Annotated in this window: 22 protein-coding genes; 12 read left to right on the forward strand and 10 right to left on the reverse strand. The window is 32.5% G+C overall.

The window, feature by feature from the left end; all coding sequences use genetic code 11:
• Positions 1-11 precede the first annotated feature (11 nt).
• Positions 12-311 (forward strand): hypothetical protein, encoded by a 300-nt coding sequence (locus tag AC6EIY_RS01405; RefSeq protein ID WP_498507184.1) that lies wholly within the window; start codon positions 12-14, stop codon positions 309-311.
• 13 nt (positions 312-324) lie between these two features.
• On the opposite strand, the gene AC6EIY_RS01410 is transcribed toward AC6EIY_RS01405, so the two are convergent.
• From AC6EIY_RS01410 to AC6EIY_RS01430, 5 genes are all read right to left on the reverse strand, one after another.
• Positions 325-861 (reverse strand): DUF8637 domain-containing protein, encoded by a 537-nt coding sequence (locus AC6EIY_RS01410; protein WP_498507185.1) that lies wholly within the window; start codon positions 859-861, stop codon positions 325-327.
• Positions 862-887: 26 nt separating this feature from the next.
• Positions 888-2,165, reverse strand: a complete 1,278-nt coding sequence (locus tag AC6EIY_RS01415; RefSeq protein WP_498507186.1) for a Y-family DNA polymerase — start codon at positions 2,163-2,165, stop codon at positions 888-890.
• A 2-nt stretch (positions 2,166-2,167) separates the two neighbouring features.
• Positions 2,168-2,614 carry a LexA family protein gene (locus AC6EIY_RS01420; RefSeq protein ID WP_498507187.1) on the reverse strand — a complete coding sequence of 149 codons (447 nt, stop codon included), beginning with the start codon at positions 2,612-2,614 and terminating at the stop codon, positions 2,168-2,170.
• A gap of 63 nt (positions 2,615-2,677) precedes the next feature.
• A complete protein-coding gene (locus AC6EIY_RS01425) occupies positions 2,678-3,115 on the reverse strand; it encodes a 23S rRNA (pseudouridine(1915)-N(3))-methyltransferase RlmH (protein WP_498507188.1) in 438 nt (145 codons plus the stop codon).
• A gap of 13 nt (positions 3,116-3,128) precedes the next feature.
• Positions 3,129-3,494, reverse strand: a complete 366-nt coding sequence (locus AC6EIY_RS01430; protein ID WP_498507189.1) for a hypothetical protein — start codon at positions 3,492-3,494, stop codon at positions 3,129-3,131.
• A 111-nt stretch (positions 3,495-3,605) separates the two neighbouring features.
• Between AC6EIY_RS01430 and rsmA the strand changes: the two genes are divergently transcribed.
• The 6 genes from rsmA (at position 3,606) to secF (ending at position 9,431) form a co-directional block, all read left to right on the forward strand.
• Positions 3,606-4,478, forward strand: coding sequence for a 16S rRNA (adenine(1518)-N(6)/adenine(1519)-N(6))-dimethyltransferase RsmA (gene rsmA / locus AC6EIY_RS01435; protein WP_498507190.1), 873 nt, complete (start codon positions 3,606-3,608; stop codon positions 4,476-4,478).
• Positions 4,456-5,415, forward strand: coding sequence for a 4-(cytidine 5'-diphospho)-2-C-methyl-D-erythritol kinase (gene ispE / locus AC6EIY_RS01440; RefSeq protein ID WP_498507191.1), 960 nt, complete (start codon positions 4,456-4,458; stop codon positions 5,413-5,415). The genes rsmA and ispE overlap by 23 nt, the downstream gene beginning before the upstream one ends.
• The gene (locus AC6EIY_RS01445; protein ID WP_498507192.1) at positions 5,402-5,764 is read left to right on the forward strand and encodes a DUF3082 domain-containing protein; all 363 of its coding nucleotides are present in this window, start codon (positions 5,402-5,404) and stop codon (positions 5,762-5,764) included. Before ispE ends, AC6EIY_RS01445 begins: the two co-directional genes overlap by 14 nt.
• A gap of 245 nt (positions 5,765-6,009) precedes the next feature.
• Entirely contained in the window at positions 6,010-6,948 is a 939-nt protein-coding gene (locus tag AC6EIY_RS01450; RefSeq protein WP_498508134.1) for a pyruvate dehydrogenase complex E1 component subunit beta, read from the forward strand.
• Between the two features lie 2 nt (positions 6,949-6,950).
• Complete coding sequence (secD, locus tag AC6EIY_RS01455) at positions 6,951-8,441, forward strand: protein translocase subunit SecD (RefSeq protein ID WP_498507193.1); 1,491 nt, start codon at positions 6,951-6,953, stop codon at positions 8,439-8,441.
• A gap of 24 nt (positions 8,442-8,465) precedes the next feature.
• Entirely contained in the window at positions 8,466-9,431 is a 966-nt protein-coding gene (gene secF / locus AC6EIY_RS01460; protein WP_498507194.1) for a protein translocase subunit SecF, read from the forward strand.
• 303 nt (positions 9,432-9,734) lie between these two features.
• Here the strand turns inward: secF and AC6EIY_RS01465 are convergent, their stop codons facing one another.
• Entirely contained in the window at positions 9,735-9,932 is a 198-nt protein-coding gene (locus AC6EIY_RS01465) for a DUF8635 family protein (protein ID WP_498507195.1), read from the reverse strand.
• Between the two features lie 149 nt (positions 9,933-10,081).
• Here AC6EIY_RS01465 and AC6EIY_RS01470 point away from each other — a divergent pair, with 149 nt between their 5' ends.
• On the forward strand, positions 10,082-11,731 hold the full coding sequence (locus tag AC6EIY_RS01470) for an ArnT family glycosyltransferase (protein ID WP_498507196.1): 1,650 nt from the start codon (positions 10,082-10,084) through the stop codon (positions 11,729-11,731).
• A 32-nt stretch (positions 11,732-11,763) separates the two neighbouring features.
• Positions 11,764-11,913 (forward strand): hypothetical protein, encoded by a 150-nt coding sequence (locus AC6EIY_RS01475; protein WP_498507197.1) that lies wholly within the window; start codon positions 11,764-11,766, stop codon positions 11,911-11,913.
• On the opposite strand, the gene AC6EIY_RS01480 is transcribed toward AC6EIY_RS01475, so the two are convergent.
• A complete protein-coding gene (locus AC6EIY_RS01480) occupies positions 11,914-12,258 on the reverse strand; it encodes a hypothetical protein (RefSeq protein ID WP_498507198.1) in 345 nt (114 codons plus the stop codon).
• Between the two features lie 224 nt (positions 12,259-12,482).
• On the opposite strand from AC6EIY_RS01480, the gene AC6EIY_RS01485 reads away from it, so the two are divergent.
• Entirely contained in the window at positions 12,483-12,752 is a 270-nt protein-coding gene (locus AC6EIY_RS01485) for a hypothetical protein (protein WP_498507199.1), read from the forward strand.
• A gap of 328 nt (positions 12,753-13,080) precedes the next feature.
• Here AC6EIY_RS01485 and AC6EIY_RS01490 read toward each other — a convergent pair whose 3' ends face one another.
• Complete coding sequence (locus tag AC6EIY_RS01490; RefSeq protein ID WP_498507200.1) at positions 13,081-13,383, reverse strand: DUF2103 domain-containing protein; 303 nt, start codon at positions 13,381-13,383, stop codon at positions 13,081-13,083.
• Between the two features lie 105 nt (positions 13,384-13,488).
• Between AC6EIY_RS01490 and petN the strand changes: the two genes are divergently transcribed.
• On the forward strand, positions 13,489-13,590 hold the full coding sequence (gene petN, locus AC6EIY_RS01495; RefSeq protein ID WP_071841048.1) for a cytochrome b6-f complex subunit PetN: 102 nt from the start codon (positions 13,489-13,491) through the stop codon (positions 13,588-13,590).
• A 143-nt stretch (positions 13,591-13,733) separates the two neighbouring features.
• Here the strand turns inward: petN and psb29 are convergent, their stop codons facing one another.
• On the reverse strand, positions 13,734-14,333 hold the full coding sequence (gene psb29 / locus AC6EIY_RS01500; RefSeq protein ID WP_498508135.1) for a photosystem II biogenesis protein Psp29: 600 nt from the start codon (positions 14,331-14,333) through the stop codon (positions 13,734-13,736).
• A gap of 83 nt (positions 14,334-14,416) precedes the next feature.
• On the opposite strand from psb29, the gene clpP reads away from it, so the two are divergent.
• Positions 14,417-15,007 carry an ATP-dependent Clp endopeptidase proteolytic subunit ClpP gene (gene clpP / locus AC6EIY_RS01505; protein WP_498507202.1) on the forward strand — a complete coding sequence of 197 codons (591 nt, stop codon included), beginning with the start codon at positions 14,417-14,419 and terminating at the stop codon, positions 15,005-15,007.
• Between the two features lie 3 nt (positions 15,008-15,010).
• On the opposite strand, the gene ftsH is transcribed toward clpP, so the two are convergent.
• Complete coding sequence (ftsH, locus tag AC6EIY_RS01510; protein WP_498507203.1) at positions 15,011-16,936, reverse strand: ATP-dependent zinc metalloprotease FtsH; 1,926 nt, start codon at positions 16,934-16,936, stop codon at positions 15,011-15,013.
• Positions 16,937-16,998 lie beyond the last annotated feature (62 nt).

Below are 16,998 nucleotides of genomic sequence, written 5' to 3' on the forward strand. Positions count from 1 at the left end.
TATATCTAAAAGTGATATATTCCTCTTCTTTTAATTTAGATGAATGTTCTTTATCTAATGATCTATGGCCAGACTTTATTAATAAAATTGGTTTTATAAAAGCAAAATTAGCTATACGTCAGTCTCTCGATCTTCAGAGAATGCAGGGATCTAATTTAACGATACCCGTCCTTTTTCTTGATACATGTGGAACGGCTCTGGTTGATGCAAATGCTGTTAAGACTTATATTGGTTTTTCTTATTTGGATCCAGGAATGGTTTTGATTTTTAGTGGTAAAACAAAAGCTATTCAACTACTTAGAGAAAATTAATTTTATTCAACTACTATAAACAATATTTTTTCAATTCTTTCACTACTAATTTTGGTTTATTTTCTAATATATACGCTTGTCTTTCTTTCTCTTCCTCGCCGGATATTCTTATAGATTCTTTTAAAGCCTTTATCTTTGAGGGACTTATTGATAACTTTTGATCTATGTTTAATAACTTTCCATCATTGCATTCTTGTGCAACATGAACAGCTTCATGTCTTAAAGCTTTTTTTATATGTAATGCTGTCCTTTCAAGAATATCCTTATCTTTCTTTCGTAAATTTATATAGCCTTCTCTCTTCTTGGCATTGTTGGTGCAAATGACAAGTACTTTCGTCCTCTTATTTAAGAAACCTACATAGTTATTACTTGCTAAGCATAGTGTTGTATTCTCGGCTGTTTTGTAACCAGCTTGTTCAACTAGCTTTATTATTTCTAGTTCTATTTTATCTAGAAAATCTACGAATTCCATTATTCTTTTAATGCTTATGATTTTTACTGAGTTTACTCTATCATAACTTTCTATTTCATTTATTGTGAAAATGATCATTCTTTTTTTAAGTATAATATTAAATATTAATTAGCATATATTGTTGGAATATTTTCTATGTTTGTTGTCTTTATACGAGATAATTTTTCCCTTCGCGGGCTCCATTCCTTTTCAATGATAGATGATCCCCAATTTATTGTATCTCTACCATTTCTATTGTTGATTTCATCTATTAAATAATTTATTTTTTGTTGAGATAACTCTTTTTCAATTGATTGTTGGTTAAATAATTGTTTTTGTTCATATTGGTTACTTTGTAGTTTATGTAATATTACACCTGCTTTTATTAACCTTTTATATGGTCTAAATATTTTCCGTGTTAAGTCTAAACTTGTTTCAAGTATAATTCTTGAATCAGAGGTTGGGACATTTATTTTTCCTGTTGCTTCGCTTTTATAAAAGTCTTTTGAATGAATATTTGTATTCGTGAATATTGTAATAGCTGAAGATAATTGATTGTATTTTCGAAGCTTAGCACTTGCGATTAAAACATATTTAATGATTATCTGCCTCAACTCTTCTAAGCTATCTATTGGATCTGAAAGACTCCTGCTTACACAGATTTGTTTTCTATTTGATGATGTTTCTTTTATTGGGATACAGAGGTTTCCTTTTAATTCGTTTTGAATGCGTAGACCAACCACACCATATTTTTCTTTAATTTGGTTACTTGACATATCTCTAAGTTCTAGGGCATTAGAGATCCCTTTTTCTTTTAGCCATATGGACATTCTTTTACCTATCCCCCAAACTTGATCTACTTTAATTAGATTAAGATAAGGGTCTTTATTTTCAATAATACCGATGTCAAATATGCCTGAATTATTTTGTATTTTTTTTGCTAGATGATTAGAAATTTTTGATAAAACTTTTGTCTCACCAATACCGATTGTTATTGGTATTCCGACGTTTTTGTAAACTAAGGCTCTTAAATCTTTTCCCCATTGATATAAGCACTTTTCTTTAGGACGTTTTATCGTTCCAAAGGCTTCATCTATAGAGTAGATTTCCAGTTCTTCACAATTTTTTCTTAGTAGCTGCATTAATCTATTACTTAGATCACCGTAAAGCTCGTAATTCGAACTTCTCACTTTTATATTTAATTGAGTTAGCTTATTCTTTAACTTGAAATAAGGTTGTCCCATAGGAATTCCCATTTTTCTAGCCTCTGAATTTCGAGCTATTATGCATCCATCATTATTTGAAAGTACAACTAAGCCTTTTCCTCTTATAGATGGATCGACTAATTGTTCACACGAGGCATAGAAATTATTCCCATCAACCTGAAGTATTACTTTTGACATAATTAGACTTTTGTTTTTTGTAATTCATGTATCGAATAAGTGGCTACCCCCCATATTTGTATATCTATATATTCATATAAGTTTATTGCTGGATAATTTTCTTTCTCTGCTCTTAGATAATAATTATCTTGCTTTTTTATAAGTCTTTTCAAAGTAAATTCTCCATCCAAGAGAGCAACTACAATATGCCCAGGCTTTGGATTTATACTGCGATCTATTATTAATAAATCATTGTTATAAATTCCTGCGTTATTCATTGAACTACCGCTTACACGTAGAAAGAAAGTACTTATTGGATTTTTGATTAAGTATTTATTTAGATCGATCCCGAGTTCTATGTGGTCTTCCGCAGGAGAAGGGAAACCTGCAGAAATAGTTTCTGTTGCTAATGGAATTAATAATGTCGATAAGTCCTCCTTTGATGGAGAGTATGAACTCTTTGAATACATAGACCTAGACCAATACAGCCAATATAGTACATGCGAACTACTCTGGCTGCGCTCGTGCTCCTTCTATCCTTTATGGTATGGCCCGCCTTGGACTATTGTTTTTGCGCGGTAGAGTTGTTCTATTAGTAAAAGACGAGCTATTTCATGCGGAAAAGTTAAAGGTGAAAGGCTTAGTTGCCAAGAGGCCAAATTATTGAGGGAAGGTGCAAGACCTAATGCGCCTCCAATAAAAAAAATAATATTTTGATTATGAGAGTTTAGAAGTTTTGTTGCTAGTTGCTTTGATGTGAAAGATTGACCATTTTCATTGAGAGTTACGAGAATTTCGTTTTTGCTAATGATTTCTCTGATCGTATTTTCTTCTTTTGTTTGGTTGTTGTCTTTAATTTCTATAACTTCTAAGCCAGGTAATCTTTTTAAGTACATATCTATACCTTCTTGAATCCACTTTTTCTTTATTTTCCCAACGGCAATGATTTTGTAGCGTGAAATATTAATCATAAAAAAGATATTTCTAATCGATATCATCTTCGAGTAGAAATTGTTGAAATTGAGTATAAAGATTTAGTGAATCTACGCTGGAAAAATCTTTAGAATTTTTATTAATATTTGGATCTGCATAGGCAGAAATATTCAGATTTTTTGATTCAAGTTTTTTCAGCCTTTCTAGTAAATGAGGCGGTACGTTCCCATCTGGACTTATTTCCATCAACTCTCGAAAGAGCTGTTCAGGGTTGGTTTCGATTTCAACTGGGTGTAACTTATGGTTTTTTGCTTTTTTTTGACTTTTTAATTCATTTGATTCAGGTTTTGATATCTCTTTAGGAAGTTTTCGTCCTAGTTGTTTTAAGCGTTCAAGGCTATGGCTATTAAAAGTCATTTTGGAAAATGTATATTGATTGGAGATCTTTTTGTAAGTATATTTTAAATAATTTATTTTTACTTGAGTGAAATATGTGATCTTTTCTAATGAGGTTTTGGGATTGTTCGTATGGGTGATAACGCTTTGAATAATTTTAGGCATATTCCTAGAAAACGTTTTGGTCAGCATTGGTTGAATGATCAAGATGTCTTGAATCAAATAGTTAAGGCTGCTGAATTGAATTCCGAAGATTGCGTATTAGAAGTTGGTCCAGGTAAAGGTGCTTTAACTGAAAAATTAATTGAATCCCAAGCAAAATTCATCCAAGCAATTGAGTTGGATAGAGATTTGGTCTTTGGTTTGAAGAAACGTTTTAGTCATCAAAATAAATTTGGTTTGAGAGAGGGGGATGTTCTATCTGTTCCACTAGAAGCTGAAAATGGACTGATTATTAACAAAGTAGTCGCTAATATTCCATACAACATTACGGGCCCACTATTAAAAAGATTGATTGGTGAATTAAGAAAAGCCCCTGACAATCGTTTTGAAACTTTAGTTTTACTTGTGCAAAAAGAAGTTGCACAAAGACTTGTTGCTTTGCCAGGAAGTAGTAATTTTAGTGCTTTAAGCGTACGTATTCAGCTTCTAGCAAAATGTCAGAACGTTTGCGATGTGCCCTCTAAATGTTTTCAACCGGCACCAAAGGTCGATTCCAAAGTAGTCATGATAAAGCCCTTTGTACCTAGTGATCCAGAGTTTTATGAGATAGGAAATTTATTAGAGAAACTTTTGAAGCATGCATTTAGTGGTAGAAGAAAGAAATTAAGAAACACGATTGGAAGTTTTGTTACTCCCAATGATCAGATAGAGGAATTTTTCGCCCATAGAGGTATTAGTCTTGATCAAAGACCACAGGAAATTTCACCTTCCAATTGGTTTGCCTTGGCAAAAGCTTTAAAAGAAACGTGTGTTATTGAAAATGTTTCCTCCCAAAGAAAATGAAGATGTTCTTATTGCAGAAGCACATGCAAAAATTAATCTACATTTAGAAGTCTTAGGGATTAGGGACGATGGCTTTCATGAATTGGCAATGGTTATGCAAAGTATTAATTTAAGTGATCAGTTGAGGATGGTAAAGAATGAAGATAATAATATTACTCTAAAAACAAATACTAATGAGATTAGTAATGGTGATGATAATTTAATAATAAAAGCTGCCAGGCTATTGAGAAATAAAGTTGGAAATACTCAATTAGGCGCTGATATTGAACTTGTAAAAAATATTCCTATTGGAGCAGGATTAGCGGGTGGATCTGCTGATGCGGCTGCAACATTAGTTGGATTAAATAAGCTCTGGAAATTAAATCTTGAGATTTCTGAATTAGAGAAGTTATCAAAAGAAATCGGATCGGATATACCTTTTTGCGTATCAGGAGGTAGACAGATATGTTTTGGTCGAGGAGAAATCTTAGAAAGATTAAATCTTGATCGTTTTGATTTAGGTCTCATTTTAGTTAAAGATCCTTCTATACAAGTTTCTACACCAGTTGCATATAAAAAATATAAAGAAGAGTTTGGGAATAGATATCTTGAAAATGATAGGGATTTTGAAATCAAGAGAAACATTGTCAGATCAATTAACTGGTCGGATCAGTCGCTTTTAGATAATCGAAAAAAAGTACAAAATGATTTGCAAAAAGTTGTTTGCCCTCTGTCACCAGAGGTTGAAAAGTCTTTAAATATATTGTCTCGGTTACCTGATTCCCGTCTTGTTTCAATGAGTGGTTCTGGTCCAAGTTGTTTTGCCTTGTTTGAAAATTATAAGCAAGCAAATACAGTACTAAATGAACATGTTAATGAATTTGAAAAAGCTGGTTTATCCGCTTGGGCATGTTCAATGAAATCTAATGGAGTTCAATTAAGAAATGAATTCACCTAGTAATGGGTTTAAAAATGAATCTGATGATTTAGCTAATTCATCAGCAAGTTCAATATCTTCCGCTAGTTCTGAACCAAAGAAAGGTCCCTTAAGCTTTCTCTCAGGTTCTATTACCAGTTTATCTTTTGGCTTTATAAGCCTCTTTATTAGTAAAAAAATAGTTTTATATTTTTCGATTCATACACCGAATTATTCTTCGCCAATTGCCCAGAGTATTGCTTCTGGTTTTAAAACACTAATTATTGGAATTAGTTTTCTTTCAACTTTTACCTTTGGTTTTATTGGACTTGGTTTGTTTTTAGTATTTATTCGAAGTTTGATTGAAGGCAACAAGGACAAAACTGATTAGGATTTAACTATTAAATTGTCATATTTAGATGTTTCTATGACTCTTCATGATTTAGGACTTCTCGTTTTATTACTCTCTCCTGGAATGTTGCTCTCCATATTGCTGTTATCGACTTTTGCGGCAGGTGGGTAATTAGGCACTGATTGAGATAGTTTGGAATAACAAACCGGTAATCCGGACGATCTGTTAATTCTGTGAAAGGGACTCTTTTATTTAATGCTCTTCGTGAAGCAATTGATGAAGAAATGGACAGAGATCCTTTGGTCTGTGTAATGGGAGAGGATGTCGGACAATATGGCGGCTCTTATAAGGTTACAAAAGATCTGTATGAAAAATACGGAGAGTTCAGAGTCTTAGATACACCAATCGCTGAAAATAGTTTTACTGGTATGGCTGTTGGTGCTGCTATGACAGGGTTAAGACCAATTGTGGAAGGGATGAATATGGGGTTTTTGTTACTTGCGTTTAACCAAATATCCAACAATATGGGAATGCTTAGATATACGAGCGGTGGAAATTTTACTATTCCAACAGTTGTTAGAGGTCCTGGTGGCGTTGGAAGGCAATTAGGTGCTGAACACAGTCAAAGACTTGAAGCCTATTTTCATGCTGTTCCTGGTATCAAAATTGTGGCTTGTAGTACTCCCACGAATGCTAAAGGTCTAATGAAGGCTGCTATTAGAGACAATAATCCTGTTCTCTTTTTTGAACATGTTCTTCTTTACAACCTTACTGAAGAGCTTCCTGAGGGTGATTATGTCTGTGCCTTAGATCAAGCCGATCTTGTAAAGCAAGGAAGTGACATTACGATTTTGACTTATTCGAGAATGCGTCACCACTGCTTGAAAGCAGTTGAACTTCTTGAAGGGAAAGGAATTGATGCTGAATTGATTGATTTAATTAGCCTTAAGCCTTTTGATATGGAAACCATATCTAAATCTATTAGAAAAACTCATAGAGTAATAATTGTTGAAGAGTGTATGAAAACAGGTGGTATTGCCGCTGAGTTAATGTCATTGATTACTGAGAATTGCTTCGATGATTTAGATTCTCCTCCTGTTCGTTTAAGCAGTCAGGATATTCCAACTCCTTATAATGGAAACTTAGAAAACTTAACTATTATTCAACCTCATCAAATAGTAGACGCTGCAGAAAAAATTATTAATAATGGTGGAGTTGATTAATAATGGGTAGAAAAAACTATTGGTTTTTTATAGTTATCATTTTTGCAGTATTAAGTATTTTCATATGCACCAATATACCATTCCAATTAGGATTGGATCTACGCGGAGGTAGTCAACTTACTCTAGAGGTTCAACCTACTGAGGAAATTACAAAAATTACCCCCAACGAAATTGAAGGGGTAAAAGCTGTCCTTGATAAGAGGGTAAACGGATTAGGAGTTTCAGATTCACAACTTCAAACAGTAGGAACAAACCAATTGTTATTAGAACTTCCTGGAGAGCAAGATCCCTCCGCGGCAGCGAAGGTATTAGGAGAAACTGCTCTATTGGAATTCAGAATTCAGAAAAATGGGACAGCGGCGCTGTTAAGAGACTTACAAAATCAACGAAATAGCGTTGAATCTATTATTAAATTATTAGAAGAGAATAATAATTCAGCCCAATTAATAAAGGAGATCAATATTAACAAGGAAATTAATCAATTATTTGAAAAATATAATATTCAATCCGATCAGATACTAAATTTAGATCAGTTTAATCTTTTAAGGAATAAAATAAGTACTGACATTGCAGCTCTGTTTGAACCAACATCATTAACTGGAAAATATCTTACAAATGCAGGCAGACGACAAGATCAAAATACTAATAATTGGGAAGTTACTTTAAGCTTCAATAATGAAGGAGGTGAATTATTTGCAGACCTCACAAAATCTATAGCTGGCACCCCTAGATTGCTTGGAATTATTATTGATGGTATTTCATATAGCGAAGCAAGTGTTGGTAAGCAATTTGAAACTGCCGGCATTACTGGTGGTGCAGCAACAATAAGCGGCAATTTTACTGCTGATGATGCTAGAAATTTAGAAGTTCAATTAAGGGGAGGAGCTTTGCCTCTACCTATTGAGATTATTCAGATAAGAACGATAGGTCCTTCTCTAGGGACTCAAAATATCCGTCTTAGTCTTTTTGCTGCCCTCACAGGCTTGCTTTTTGTAGGTGTTTTTATGATCTTTATCTATAAACTAGCTGGATTTGTTGCCGTCTTGGCATTGTCTTTTTACTCGCTATTCACCCTCTCTATTTATGCACTACTCCCAGTGACTCTTACTCTTCCAGGTATAGCGGGATTTATCTTAAGCATAGGAATGGCTGTTGACGCTAATGTTCTTATTTTTGAAAGATTAAAGGAAGAATTGCGCAATGGAAATACTTTGATTCGATCAATAGACGCAAGTTTTAAAAACGCTTTTTCATCAATAATTGATGGTCATTTAACCACTTTGATAAGCTGTATAACATTATTTTATTTGGGTACTGGATTTGTAAAAGGTTTCGCAGCTACCTTGGGTATTGGTGTTGTGTTGAGCTTGTTTACGGCCTTAACATGTACAAAAGCAATATTGAAGTTCCTAATGAGTTATCAAGGCCTTAGAAAAATTTCTAACTTTATTAACCCTAATCAGATTTCATCACCATCTACCAACGTTCAATAACAACTAATTCAAATCAACTAAATTATGAATTCTTATTTTAATGTTCAACTCTATAAAAATAGAAAAAATGTTTGGCTTGTTTCATTTTCTTTATGTTTAATATCAATAATTGGGATGCTAATTTGCCTTAAAACTACTTCTATTAAGGCACCTTTAAATCTTGGTTTAGATTATACCGGAGGAACTCAAATAACCTTAGAGAGGAGTTGTGCTGATGAATGTATTACTTTAAATACAAGTGATATATCTAATAAGATAACAGGTCTAAGAAATCTAGATAAAAACTTTATTTCAAATACATCTCCTAATTTAACTAGGTCACAAATACAATTACTCGATAATTCAAAGTTAATATCCATCAGGCTTCCATTTTTATCTGCAGCTCAATCTGAGTCTGTAGTGTCAGTGATTAATAAATCTTTTGGCCCGTTTAACAATGAAAATACTTCAGTTGAAATTATTGGTCCAAGTCTTGGGAAGCAGTTACTTAAAAGTAGTTTAATTTCTCTTATCTTTGCTTTCCTTGGAATAGCTTTATATATTAACTTTAGATATGACCGAAGATACTCATTCCTAGCTTTATTTGCACTTTTGCATGACATACTTATTGTTTGCGGTGTATTTGCATGGTTGGGATATTTCTTTAATGTAGAGGTCGACTCTTTGTTCGCTGTTTCTCTTTTGACAATTGCAGGTTATTCAGTAAACAATACTGTTGTAGTTTTTGACAGGATCAGAGAAAAAAGTTTAGTAGAGAAACAATTAAGTTTTAAGTATCAAATTGATAAAGCTGTTAGTGCAACGTTAACTAGGACTCTATATACAAGTCTTACCACACTACTTCCTTTAATATGTATATTGATTTGGGGTGGATCAACATTGTATTGGTTCGCATTTGCTTTATTAATAGGTGTTATAGCCGGTTCTTGGTCGAGTATAGCTTTAGCACCTTCATTGTTATCAATAACCAGCAACAAACAGCTTGAATGATTGAATATGTTCTTCATTTCTATAGATAAAATATTTGTTTATATAAAATATAATTGGTTACAAATTATTCTAATTTTACTATCAATTTATGATTTAAGAACTGACCTCAGGATATTAATAGATTTTTTCACTTTCTCTACTTTCTTTTATACTATTTTTGAACACCCTCTTGCTATTACAATATTAATTTCAAGCCCTATTCTTTTTACTAAGAATAAAAAAAGCTCGAATAAATAATAATTTTGTTTATTCGAGCTTTTACAGTCAGTTAAAACTTCTAAAAAAAATAATTGGACTGTTATCTTACTTTTTTGCCTTCCGAGATGACTTGGGTTCAATCACTAATAATAGCTCCTCCATTTGAGTCATTAATTTTTTAACTTCTGTTGGCTCTGGGAGTGATAGCTCTTCTGTTACGCCTAAATGCATTTTTCTAAGTTCTGCACGTAAAATCTTTAGAGACGCTTTTACTTCTTCTTTCTTTTCCTTTGCGGTTGCCATCTTTTCTATGTCTTAAAATATCTATTATTATACATGATGTTATTAATTCACAGCCTCATAGATTCCCAAATCAAATTACTAAGGATATAATTTAATTTAAAGTATGGTTCATTAAAATTGAACGTATGAATTTTTAATCATATTCAAAAATGCAAATTCTTCCATCTAATGTTATTAGCTATATAAAAATTAAAGTAGGAGTTACTAATTTTTTCTCAAAGAATAAGAGAATTATCTTACCACTACTTGTTGTTATTTTTTGTAGTTTACTTTATTTTCTTATCGACTTTTCTACTCAAAGCCTCGTCGCTCATGATGAGGGGCTTTACGCTAGAAGAGCTAGGTTGATTGAAAACTCTGAAAACTGGTTTTCACCTCCATTCCCTTCCCCTCATCATAAGACATTAGGAAGTTATTGGTTAATAGCATTAGCCATTAGGTTGTTTGGAAGTAGTGAACTAGCTCTAAGAATTCCAAGTATCATTTCTTCATTCCTTTGTTTGATTAGCTCGTACTTAATTGCAGTAAAAATTACAGACAAAAAGTCTGCATTGATTTCTTTATTTTCACTTTCTTCAATGCCATTGTGGATTCAATATTCAAGATATGCGAGTCCAGATATTCCATTCGTATTGTGTATCCTTTTGACAATTTTATTTTTTCTTAAATCTCTAGATTCTTTGCAATACATAAGAAAGTGTTTTTATATATTAATTTCTGGTTTTTTTATTTCTACTTCTTTTTTTCTTAGAAGTTATATGACATTTGTTCCTTTGATAGGACTCTCACCTTTTATTTATTATAACTTAAAAAATAAGGATAATCTTTTGAAAATACTTTTTGCTACTGGAATATTAATTGGCTCAATTCCAACTTACTTTAATCTTTATTTTTCATTTCAAAAGTTTGGGGTCAATGGAATTACATCGCTCTTTGATTTTGTAAGGAAACAAGCTATTGGAGACTTTGACTTTGGCAATTTATTACTTATACCTTTTAATTTTCTGTATTTAACTTTTCCAGTTGGTATATTATTTATTATCCTTTTTGTTTTTACTAGACCAAGGGAAAAAATTAAATATCCATTATTAATTTATTCTTACCCTCTTATATCTTTATTAATTTTATTATGCATGTCGACCACATATCCACATTATTACCTTTTTCTCTTACCTTCTTTATCAATTTTGTTTGCCGTCTTGCTTACATCAAATACATTAAGATACTCATTTTCTAAAACGAGCATTAAATATTTATTATCCTTGTTAATTATATTAATAACATCTATTATATTATTCTTTATTTTTAATTACAATGATTTTATAATAGAGCATTCTAATGGAAATAACTCGTTAATATATTTAGTATCTTTATTTTTAATACTATCTTATATTAGATCAATTCAACTTCTTTTTAATATATATGATTTTCGAAGAGACTTAATCAATTTCTTCTATAGTATAATTATACCTCAATATATTTCTATCTTGTTGCTGTTTAACTTTGGTCTACTTGGTAGTCCAAACTTAAGTATAAAGTTATTTTTAAGAGATGAGCTTGTATCTTCGATTATCACCTCAAACACTATTTATTTATTTGAAGTTGAAAGTAAAATCCGGACTTTATTATCATTTTATTTGCCTTCCTCCCAAGTCGTTCAAAAGTTAGATGATATTAGTAACTATAAATATTTAATTACTTCCGATATCAATAGTTTAAATGCTTTAAATATTAGACCTTTATTCAAGTCTATTAAAAAATTTGACAATCAGTTCTTATTGATAAATGTTAGTAAATAATATTATATTATCTATAATATTAAAAAACAAAAATGAATAAGGTACTTAAAAATGCTTACAAGAACATTTGGGTGCCAGTATTTGGTAGGTTGATTTCGGGCTTAATTCCTTTACTTGAAGGAAAGTCTCCTGAAAAAAAACCTACATATGATATTGACGGTGAAAAGAAATTTAAAAACTAATTATTCTGGTAAAGTACCACCATGACAATATCCAACTGCCATCGAATTTATATCCATTTCATTTTGAGATTTATTTACTCTGCTTGATTTTAGATATTTTGTGGTTTTATCTATGCATGAAGCACTTGATGATGTGTATCTTACTATTGGGTATATGTACAATACACCTGCAATTAATAAGGCAGAATAGGCTATATATTTCTTATTTAGATCAATAAAATTCAATGTTTGTTTTTTCTTCTTGAGATATTTTGAAAGCCATGAATCAGGTAACCCGATTTGAACAAACAAAAGTTCGACCCACCATGGCAGTTTAGTTTGATTTTTATCTGAATTACTTTTCATAGTGATAGTAAGATTAGATAGCCCTTTACTAACAATGTTTTGGGCTAATATCACATCAATATTATACCAACTAAAATATATACCATTTTTATAAAAATGGAATACTCTTCTATGGCTTTTATGAGTATTTACTCTTATTTAACTTGTTTTTACATTCCATGACTTCTCTCATTGATTTTTCGAATATAAATAGTGTATTATTTTTTTTAAGATGAATTGTATTCATGGCAAAAAAAAGACGTAAACTTAGTCCTGAATTAGAGAAAAACATTTCATTAGCCAAGAAGCAAATTGAATTGATTACAGCAATAATTCATGATATAGATGAGGATGATATTCAAGAAGAATATAAATCTGCTTTTTTACCTGTAATGAGTGCCTATATGTCTCTTGATCAAATGTATAAAGACGTGGGTTTTAATGATGATACTACTAACCTTCATCAACTCTATTTGACTAATTTGGATAAATTTAAAGATGAATATGAGCTATAGTTTATATTCTTTTTATTGCTGTTCTTACTTATTTATATCTGTCGATAATTAGATAAAAATTTAGTTAATTATATTTTTCCTAAGAATCTAATTTTCTAATTGAATTTGTAGCACAATAAAGCTTTAGTTTTTATAAATCTGATTTTTTTATTAATTAATAGAGTTTCTTTTGTTTTTGCGATTAAATTATAAAAAATTATTGTTTCCATGGCAGATAACCTTTACGAAATTGATTCGGCTATGAATATGATCAAAGAAGAAATAATACGAGAACTTTCTGAATCTGTTTCTAAGCAAAATAAAATGTCATATTTTCACCCATCTACATCTAAAAACCTTTCTTTTTCCGAGAAGGCTTCGGATTAGTTTCTTCTAAAATTTCTTTAACTTTACTCTCGTCTAAGTTTGTCACAAGAAATACCTCTTGTACGAGCTTACCCTTTCTTGCTAGGAGCTTATATCCTTCACTTGTTTTAACAGTTACTTTTAGAATAAGATTTTCACCTCTACCGTTGGTTTTTGACAGCGAAGCAGGTGTAACTGTCTTGATTTCATCTTTTTCTGATATCTTTTTTAACCATTTGATTAAGCCTTTTATGTGCGTGCTGTGGTTTTGAACAAGTCTTCCCATAGATTTAATGATTTTCGTATGATTTCTTAATTGGGTATAGTTTTTTTATAGGTACACAATTCAAACCTATCTAGTAAGTTATAATTGAATAAAATTAAAAATGTAATGATCTTCACATTGGGTTGGGCATCTTTGGCTGCTATTTTCACTTTTTCTATAGCAATGGTTGTTTGGGGTAGAAATGGTGATGGTTCAATTGATATTTAGTAATTGTGATGTCTATAGATTTTAATTTCTATAGCTTTCTATCTTTTTTTTCTATTTTTCTACTTTCATTTATAACAATAAGTGTGATTTACATTAGTTATATTGATTGGAAGGATAAGAGAAGAAAATAATTAATAGAATTATTATTTGGATTTTACGTTTAATGCGATAATTTCTAATGCTTGTTTCATTTTCTCAATATTTGACTTATACATACTTATATCTTTTTCTACTCTTGAATTTTGGTAGCCAAGTGAATTAGAAATATTTACTATCTCCTTATTAATATCTTCTTCTTTTAGGTCCTTAAGTGAAGGTATCTCATTAACCAACTTGTAGATACCAATTGCATTTATACGGCTATAGTAATTTTCTTCTTTTGTTCCTTTTTCTTTTGTTGATAAAAAATTCATTAGATCATCTTTTGTGAATTCTTTTACTTTATTTATTAATTGTTCAGAAGAGCTTTTGATTTCTGTAGGATTAAAGCCATTGCAATTGCAAATAGCGTCGAAAAGTTTCTCTGTATGTTCGCTAGGCTTATATCCATTAGTGAATTTACTGAATATTTCCTTTAATCCAGTTGCAAAAATGGCGTCATTTTTAAAGTTTTTTTGATGACTTAACAAATGAAGTTCAACAAGCAGTTCGTCTGCGAGTTTTCTATAAATTGATGGAATGACATAAGGAAATTCCTTATGGAAATCAGATTTGCTGTCTGAAATTGTTGCTCTAACGCTCAATGCCAAACCTAGATAATTCTTAAGAACCTTAGCTTACCCCGTGACTTAGCTAGGATCATGAAAACCGACCATCACATCGTTCGATGATTCCAATTGTTATTGAAGAATCTGGAAGAGGAGAAAGAGCCTTTGACATTTATTCAAGGCTCCTAAGGGAAAGAATAGTGTTTTTGGGTGAACCAGTAACAAGTGATTCTGCAAACCGCATTGTTGCTCAACTGCTTTTCTTAGAAGCTGATGATCCCGATAAAGATATTTTTCTCTATATCAACTCACCAGGTGGATCTGTTTATGATGGCCTTGGTATCTTTGACACCATGCAACATGTTAAGCCTGACATACATACTGTTTGTGTTGGTCTTGCTGCCAGTATGGGAGCTTTTTTGTTATGCGCTGGCGCGAAAGGAAAGAGAAGCAGTTTGCTTCATTCGAGAATAATGATTCATCAACCACTTGGAGGAGCTAGAGGGCAAGCTAGTGACATCAGGATTCAAGCAGATGAAATATTATTTATTAAGGACAAGTTGAATAAGGAATTGTCAGAAAGGACTGGTCAACCTCTTGAGAGAATCAGGGAAGATACAGACAGGGATTTTTACATGTCTCCCACTGAAGCTGTGGAATACGGAATTATAGACAATGTTTTTAATAAAAGGCCTATTAATTCAGTCTAGGCCTTACTTCTCTTTATCTGGCAATACTGGTATAAACCTGTCTTTTTCAGGGATATCAGTATAATTTGACAATATTTCGCAAAATTCGTCTCCATCCATAGTTTCTTTCTCAATTAATATCTCAACTAATTTATCCATTGCTGATCTATTTTTTGATACCAGTTCAAGTGTTTCTTCATAGCATTTTTTAACTATTGACCTGACTTGCTCATCAATTTGCTTTGAGATTTCATCTGATATGTCAGATGTATTCATTAGACTTCTTCCAACAAACACTTCTTGACTATCCCCTTCTAATGAAACGGGTCCAAGACTACTCATGCCAAATCGAGTAACCATTTGTCTTGCCATGGATGCGACCATTTGAACATCACCTCCAGCACCAGTTGTTACTTCTTCTCTTCCAAAAATGATATCTTCTGCAGCACGTCCACCTAGCGCTCCCATGATTCTAGCTTTTAATTGAGCTCTACTAATTAATGTTTGGTCATCATCAGGTGAGAACCACGTTAAACCTTGCGCCTGTCCCCTGGGAATAACTGTGACTTTTTGAACAGGATCATGATCTTTGACTAGAGAACCAATTAAAGCGTGACCAACCTCATGATATGCAATTAGTCTTTTACTTCTTCCATCAACAAGAGGAGTTCCTTCCATTCCAGCGATAATTCTATCAACGGCGTCATCAATTTCAGAGAGACCTATCTGATTTTTCCTTCTCCTTGCTGTAAGAATAGCTGCTTCATTTAATAAATTTGCTAGATCTGCTCCGGTAAAACCAGGAGTTCTTCTTGCGATGCTTTCTAAAGTTAAGTCTTTTTCTAATTTTTTATTTCTAGAGTGTACTTTAAGTATTGATAATCTTCCTGAAATATCTGGCGCGTCAACAGTCACCTGTCTATCAAATCTTCCTGGTCTCATCAATGCTGAGTCAAGAACATCAGGTCTGTTTGTTGCTGCAATGATAATGATTCCACTATTTCCTTCAAACCCATCCATTTCAGTAAGTAGTTGATTAAGAGTTTGTTCTCTTTCATCGTTTCCACCTCCAATTCCAGCACCTCTCTGTCTTCCGACTGCATCAATTTCATCAATAAAAATTAAGCAAGGGCTGTTTTCTTTGGCTCTTTTGAATAAATCCCTAACTCTGCTGGCACCAACGCCAACAAACATTTCTACAAATTCTGATCCTGAAAGGGAGAAAAAAGGTACTCCTGCCTCACCAGCGATTGCTTTAGCTAAGAGTGTTTTTCCTGTTCCTGGGGGCCCAACTAGTAATACCCCTCTAGGAATTTGAGCGCCAACAGAGGTAAATCTTTCAGGTTGCTTTAAAAAAGTAACTACCTCCTCTAAATCTTGCTTAGCTTCATTTACTCCTGCTACATCATCAAATTTGACACCTGTCTCGGCTTCCATCGCAAATCTTGCCTTTGTTTTTCCAAATTGCATTGCCTGCCCTGGTCCACCTGGCATTGAGTTTGATCGCCTGGAGAGTAAAATTAGACCCCCAATAAGGATTAGTGGAAATAAGAGATTGCCAAGTATTCCAATACCAGCTGGAGCAGTTTTAGGTGGATGGATGTCAAAGCTTATTCCCTCTTCTTTTAAAGATGAAACTAATTCAGGAGCCAATCCAGGAAGATCAACTCTTAATCTTTGGACTCTGTTATCTATTTCCGGATCAACTGATTCGACGATTGCATTTCTACCACCTTCGTAAATATCTACTGATGTGACTCTTCCAGCCTTGACATAATCAAGGAACCTTCCGTAACTAATTTTCCCAACTGGTGCAGTTCTTGCTGCTGAAGATGAAGCGGCTTGATTAACCTGATTGTTTGTTGCGGAGCCAAGTATTTGCCATGTAATTAAAACTACTATCGTTATGGGTAAGACCCAAAGAGCTATAACTTTCCATTTCTTATCCATAAATCTTAAAACTTTTTGGATGATTCTAGTAGTGTAATGCCCCTTTCTGTTGGATGATTCCA

The sequence above is a fragment of the Prochlorococcus sp. MIT2304 genome (genome assembly GCF_059772405.1).

Bases quoted from the DNA above. Each gene is read 5' to 3' on its own strand.
- AC6EIY_RS01410 (WP_498507185.1), bottom strand. From the start codon at position 861: ATGATCATTTTCACAATAAATGAAATAGAAAGTTATGATAGAGTAAAC.
- AC6EIY_RS01415 (WP_498507186.1), bottom strand. From the start codon at position 2,165: ATGTCAAAAGTAATACTTCAGGTTGATGGGAATAATTTCTATGCCTCG.
- AC6EIY_RS01420 (WP_498507187.1), bottom strand. From the start codon at position 2,614: ATGTATTCAAAGAGTTCATACTCTCCATCAAAGGAGGACTTATCGACA.
- AC6EIY_RS01425 (WP_498507188.1), bottom strand. From the start codon at position 3,115: ATGATTAATATTTCACGCTACAAAATCATTGCCGTTGGGAAAATAAAG.
- AC6EIY_RS01430 (WP_498507189.1), bottom strand. From the start codon at position 3,494: ATGACTTTTAATAGCCATAGCCTTGAACGCTTAAAACAACTAGGACGA.
- rsmA (WP_498507190.1), top strand. From the start codon at position 3,606: ATGGGTGATAACGCTTTGAATAATTTTAGGCATATTCCTAGAAAACGT.
- ispE (WP_498507191.1), top strand. From the start codon at position 4,456: ATGTTTCCTCCCAAAGAAAATGAAGATGTTCTTATTGCAGAAGCACAT.
- AC6EIY_RS01445 (WP_498507192.1), top strand. From the start codon at position 5,402: ATGAATTCACCTAGTAATGGGTTTAAAAATGAATCTGATGATTTAGCT.
- AC6EIY_RS01450 (WP_498508134.1), top strand. From the start codon at position 6,010: ATGGACAGAGATCCTTTGGTCTGTGTAATGGGAGAGGATGTCGGACAA.
- secD (WP_498507193.1), top strand. From the start codon at position 6,951: ATGGGTAGAAAAAACTATTGGTTTTTTATAGTTATCATTTTTGCAGTA.
- secF (WP_498507194.1), top strand. From the start codon at position 8,466: ATGAATTCTTATTTTAATGTTCAACTCTATAAAAATAGAAAAAATGTT.
- AC6EIY_RS01465 (WP_498507195.1), bottom strand. From the start codon at position 9,932: ATGGCAACCGCAAAGGAAAAGAAAGAAGAAGTAAAAGCGTCTCTAAAG.
- AC6EIY_RS01470 (WP_498507196.1), top strand. From the start codon at position 10,082: ATGCAAATTCTTCCATCTAATGTTATTAGCTATATAAAAATTAAAGTA.
- AC6EIY_RS01475 (WP_498507197.1), top strand. From the start codon at position 11,764: ATGAATAAGGTACTTAAAAATGCTTACAAGAACATTTGGGTGCCAGTA.
- AC6EIY_RS01480 (WP_498507198.1), bottom strand. From the start codon at position 12,258: ATGAAAAGTAATTCAGATAAAAATCAAACTAAACTGCCATGGTGGGTC.
- AC6EIY_RS01485 (WP_498507199.1), top strand. From the start codon at position 12,483: ATGGCAAAAAAAAGACGTAAACTTAGTCCTGAATTAGAGAAAAACATT.
- AC6EIY_RS01490 (WP_498507200.1), bottom strand. From the start codon at position 13,383: ATGGGAAGACTTGTTCAAAACCACAGCACGCACATAAAAGGCTTAATC.
- petN (WP_071841048.1), top strand. From the start codon at position 13,489: ATGATCTTCACATTGGGTTGGGCATCTTTGGCTGCTATTTTCACTTTT.
- clpP (WP_498507202.1), top strand. From the start codon at position 14,417: ATGATTCCAATTGTTATTGAAGAATCTGGAAGAGGAGAAAGAGCCTTT.
- ftsH (WP_498507203.1), bottom strand. From the start codon at position 16,936: ATGGATAAGAAATGGAAAGTTATAGCTCTTTGGGTCTTACCCATAACG.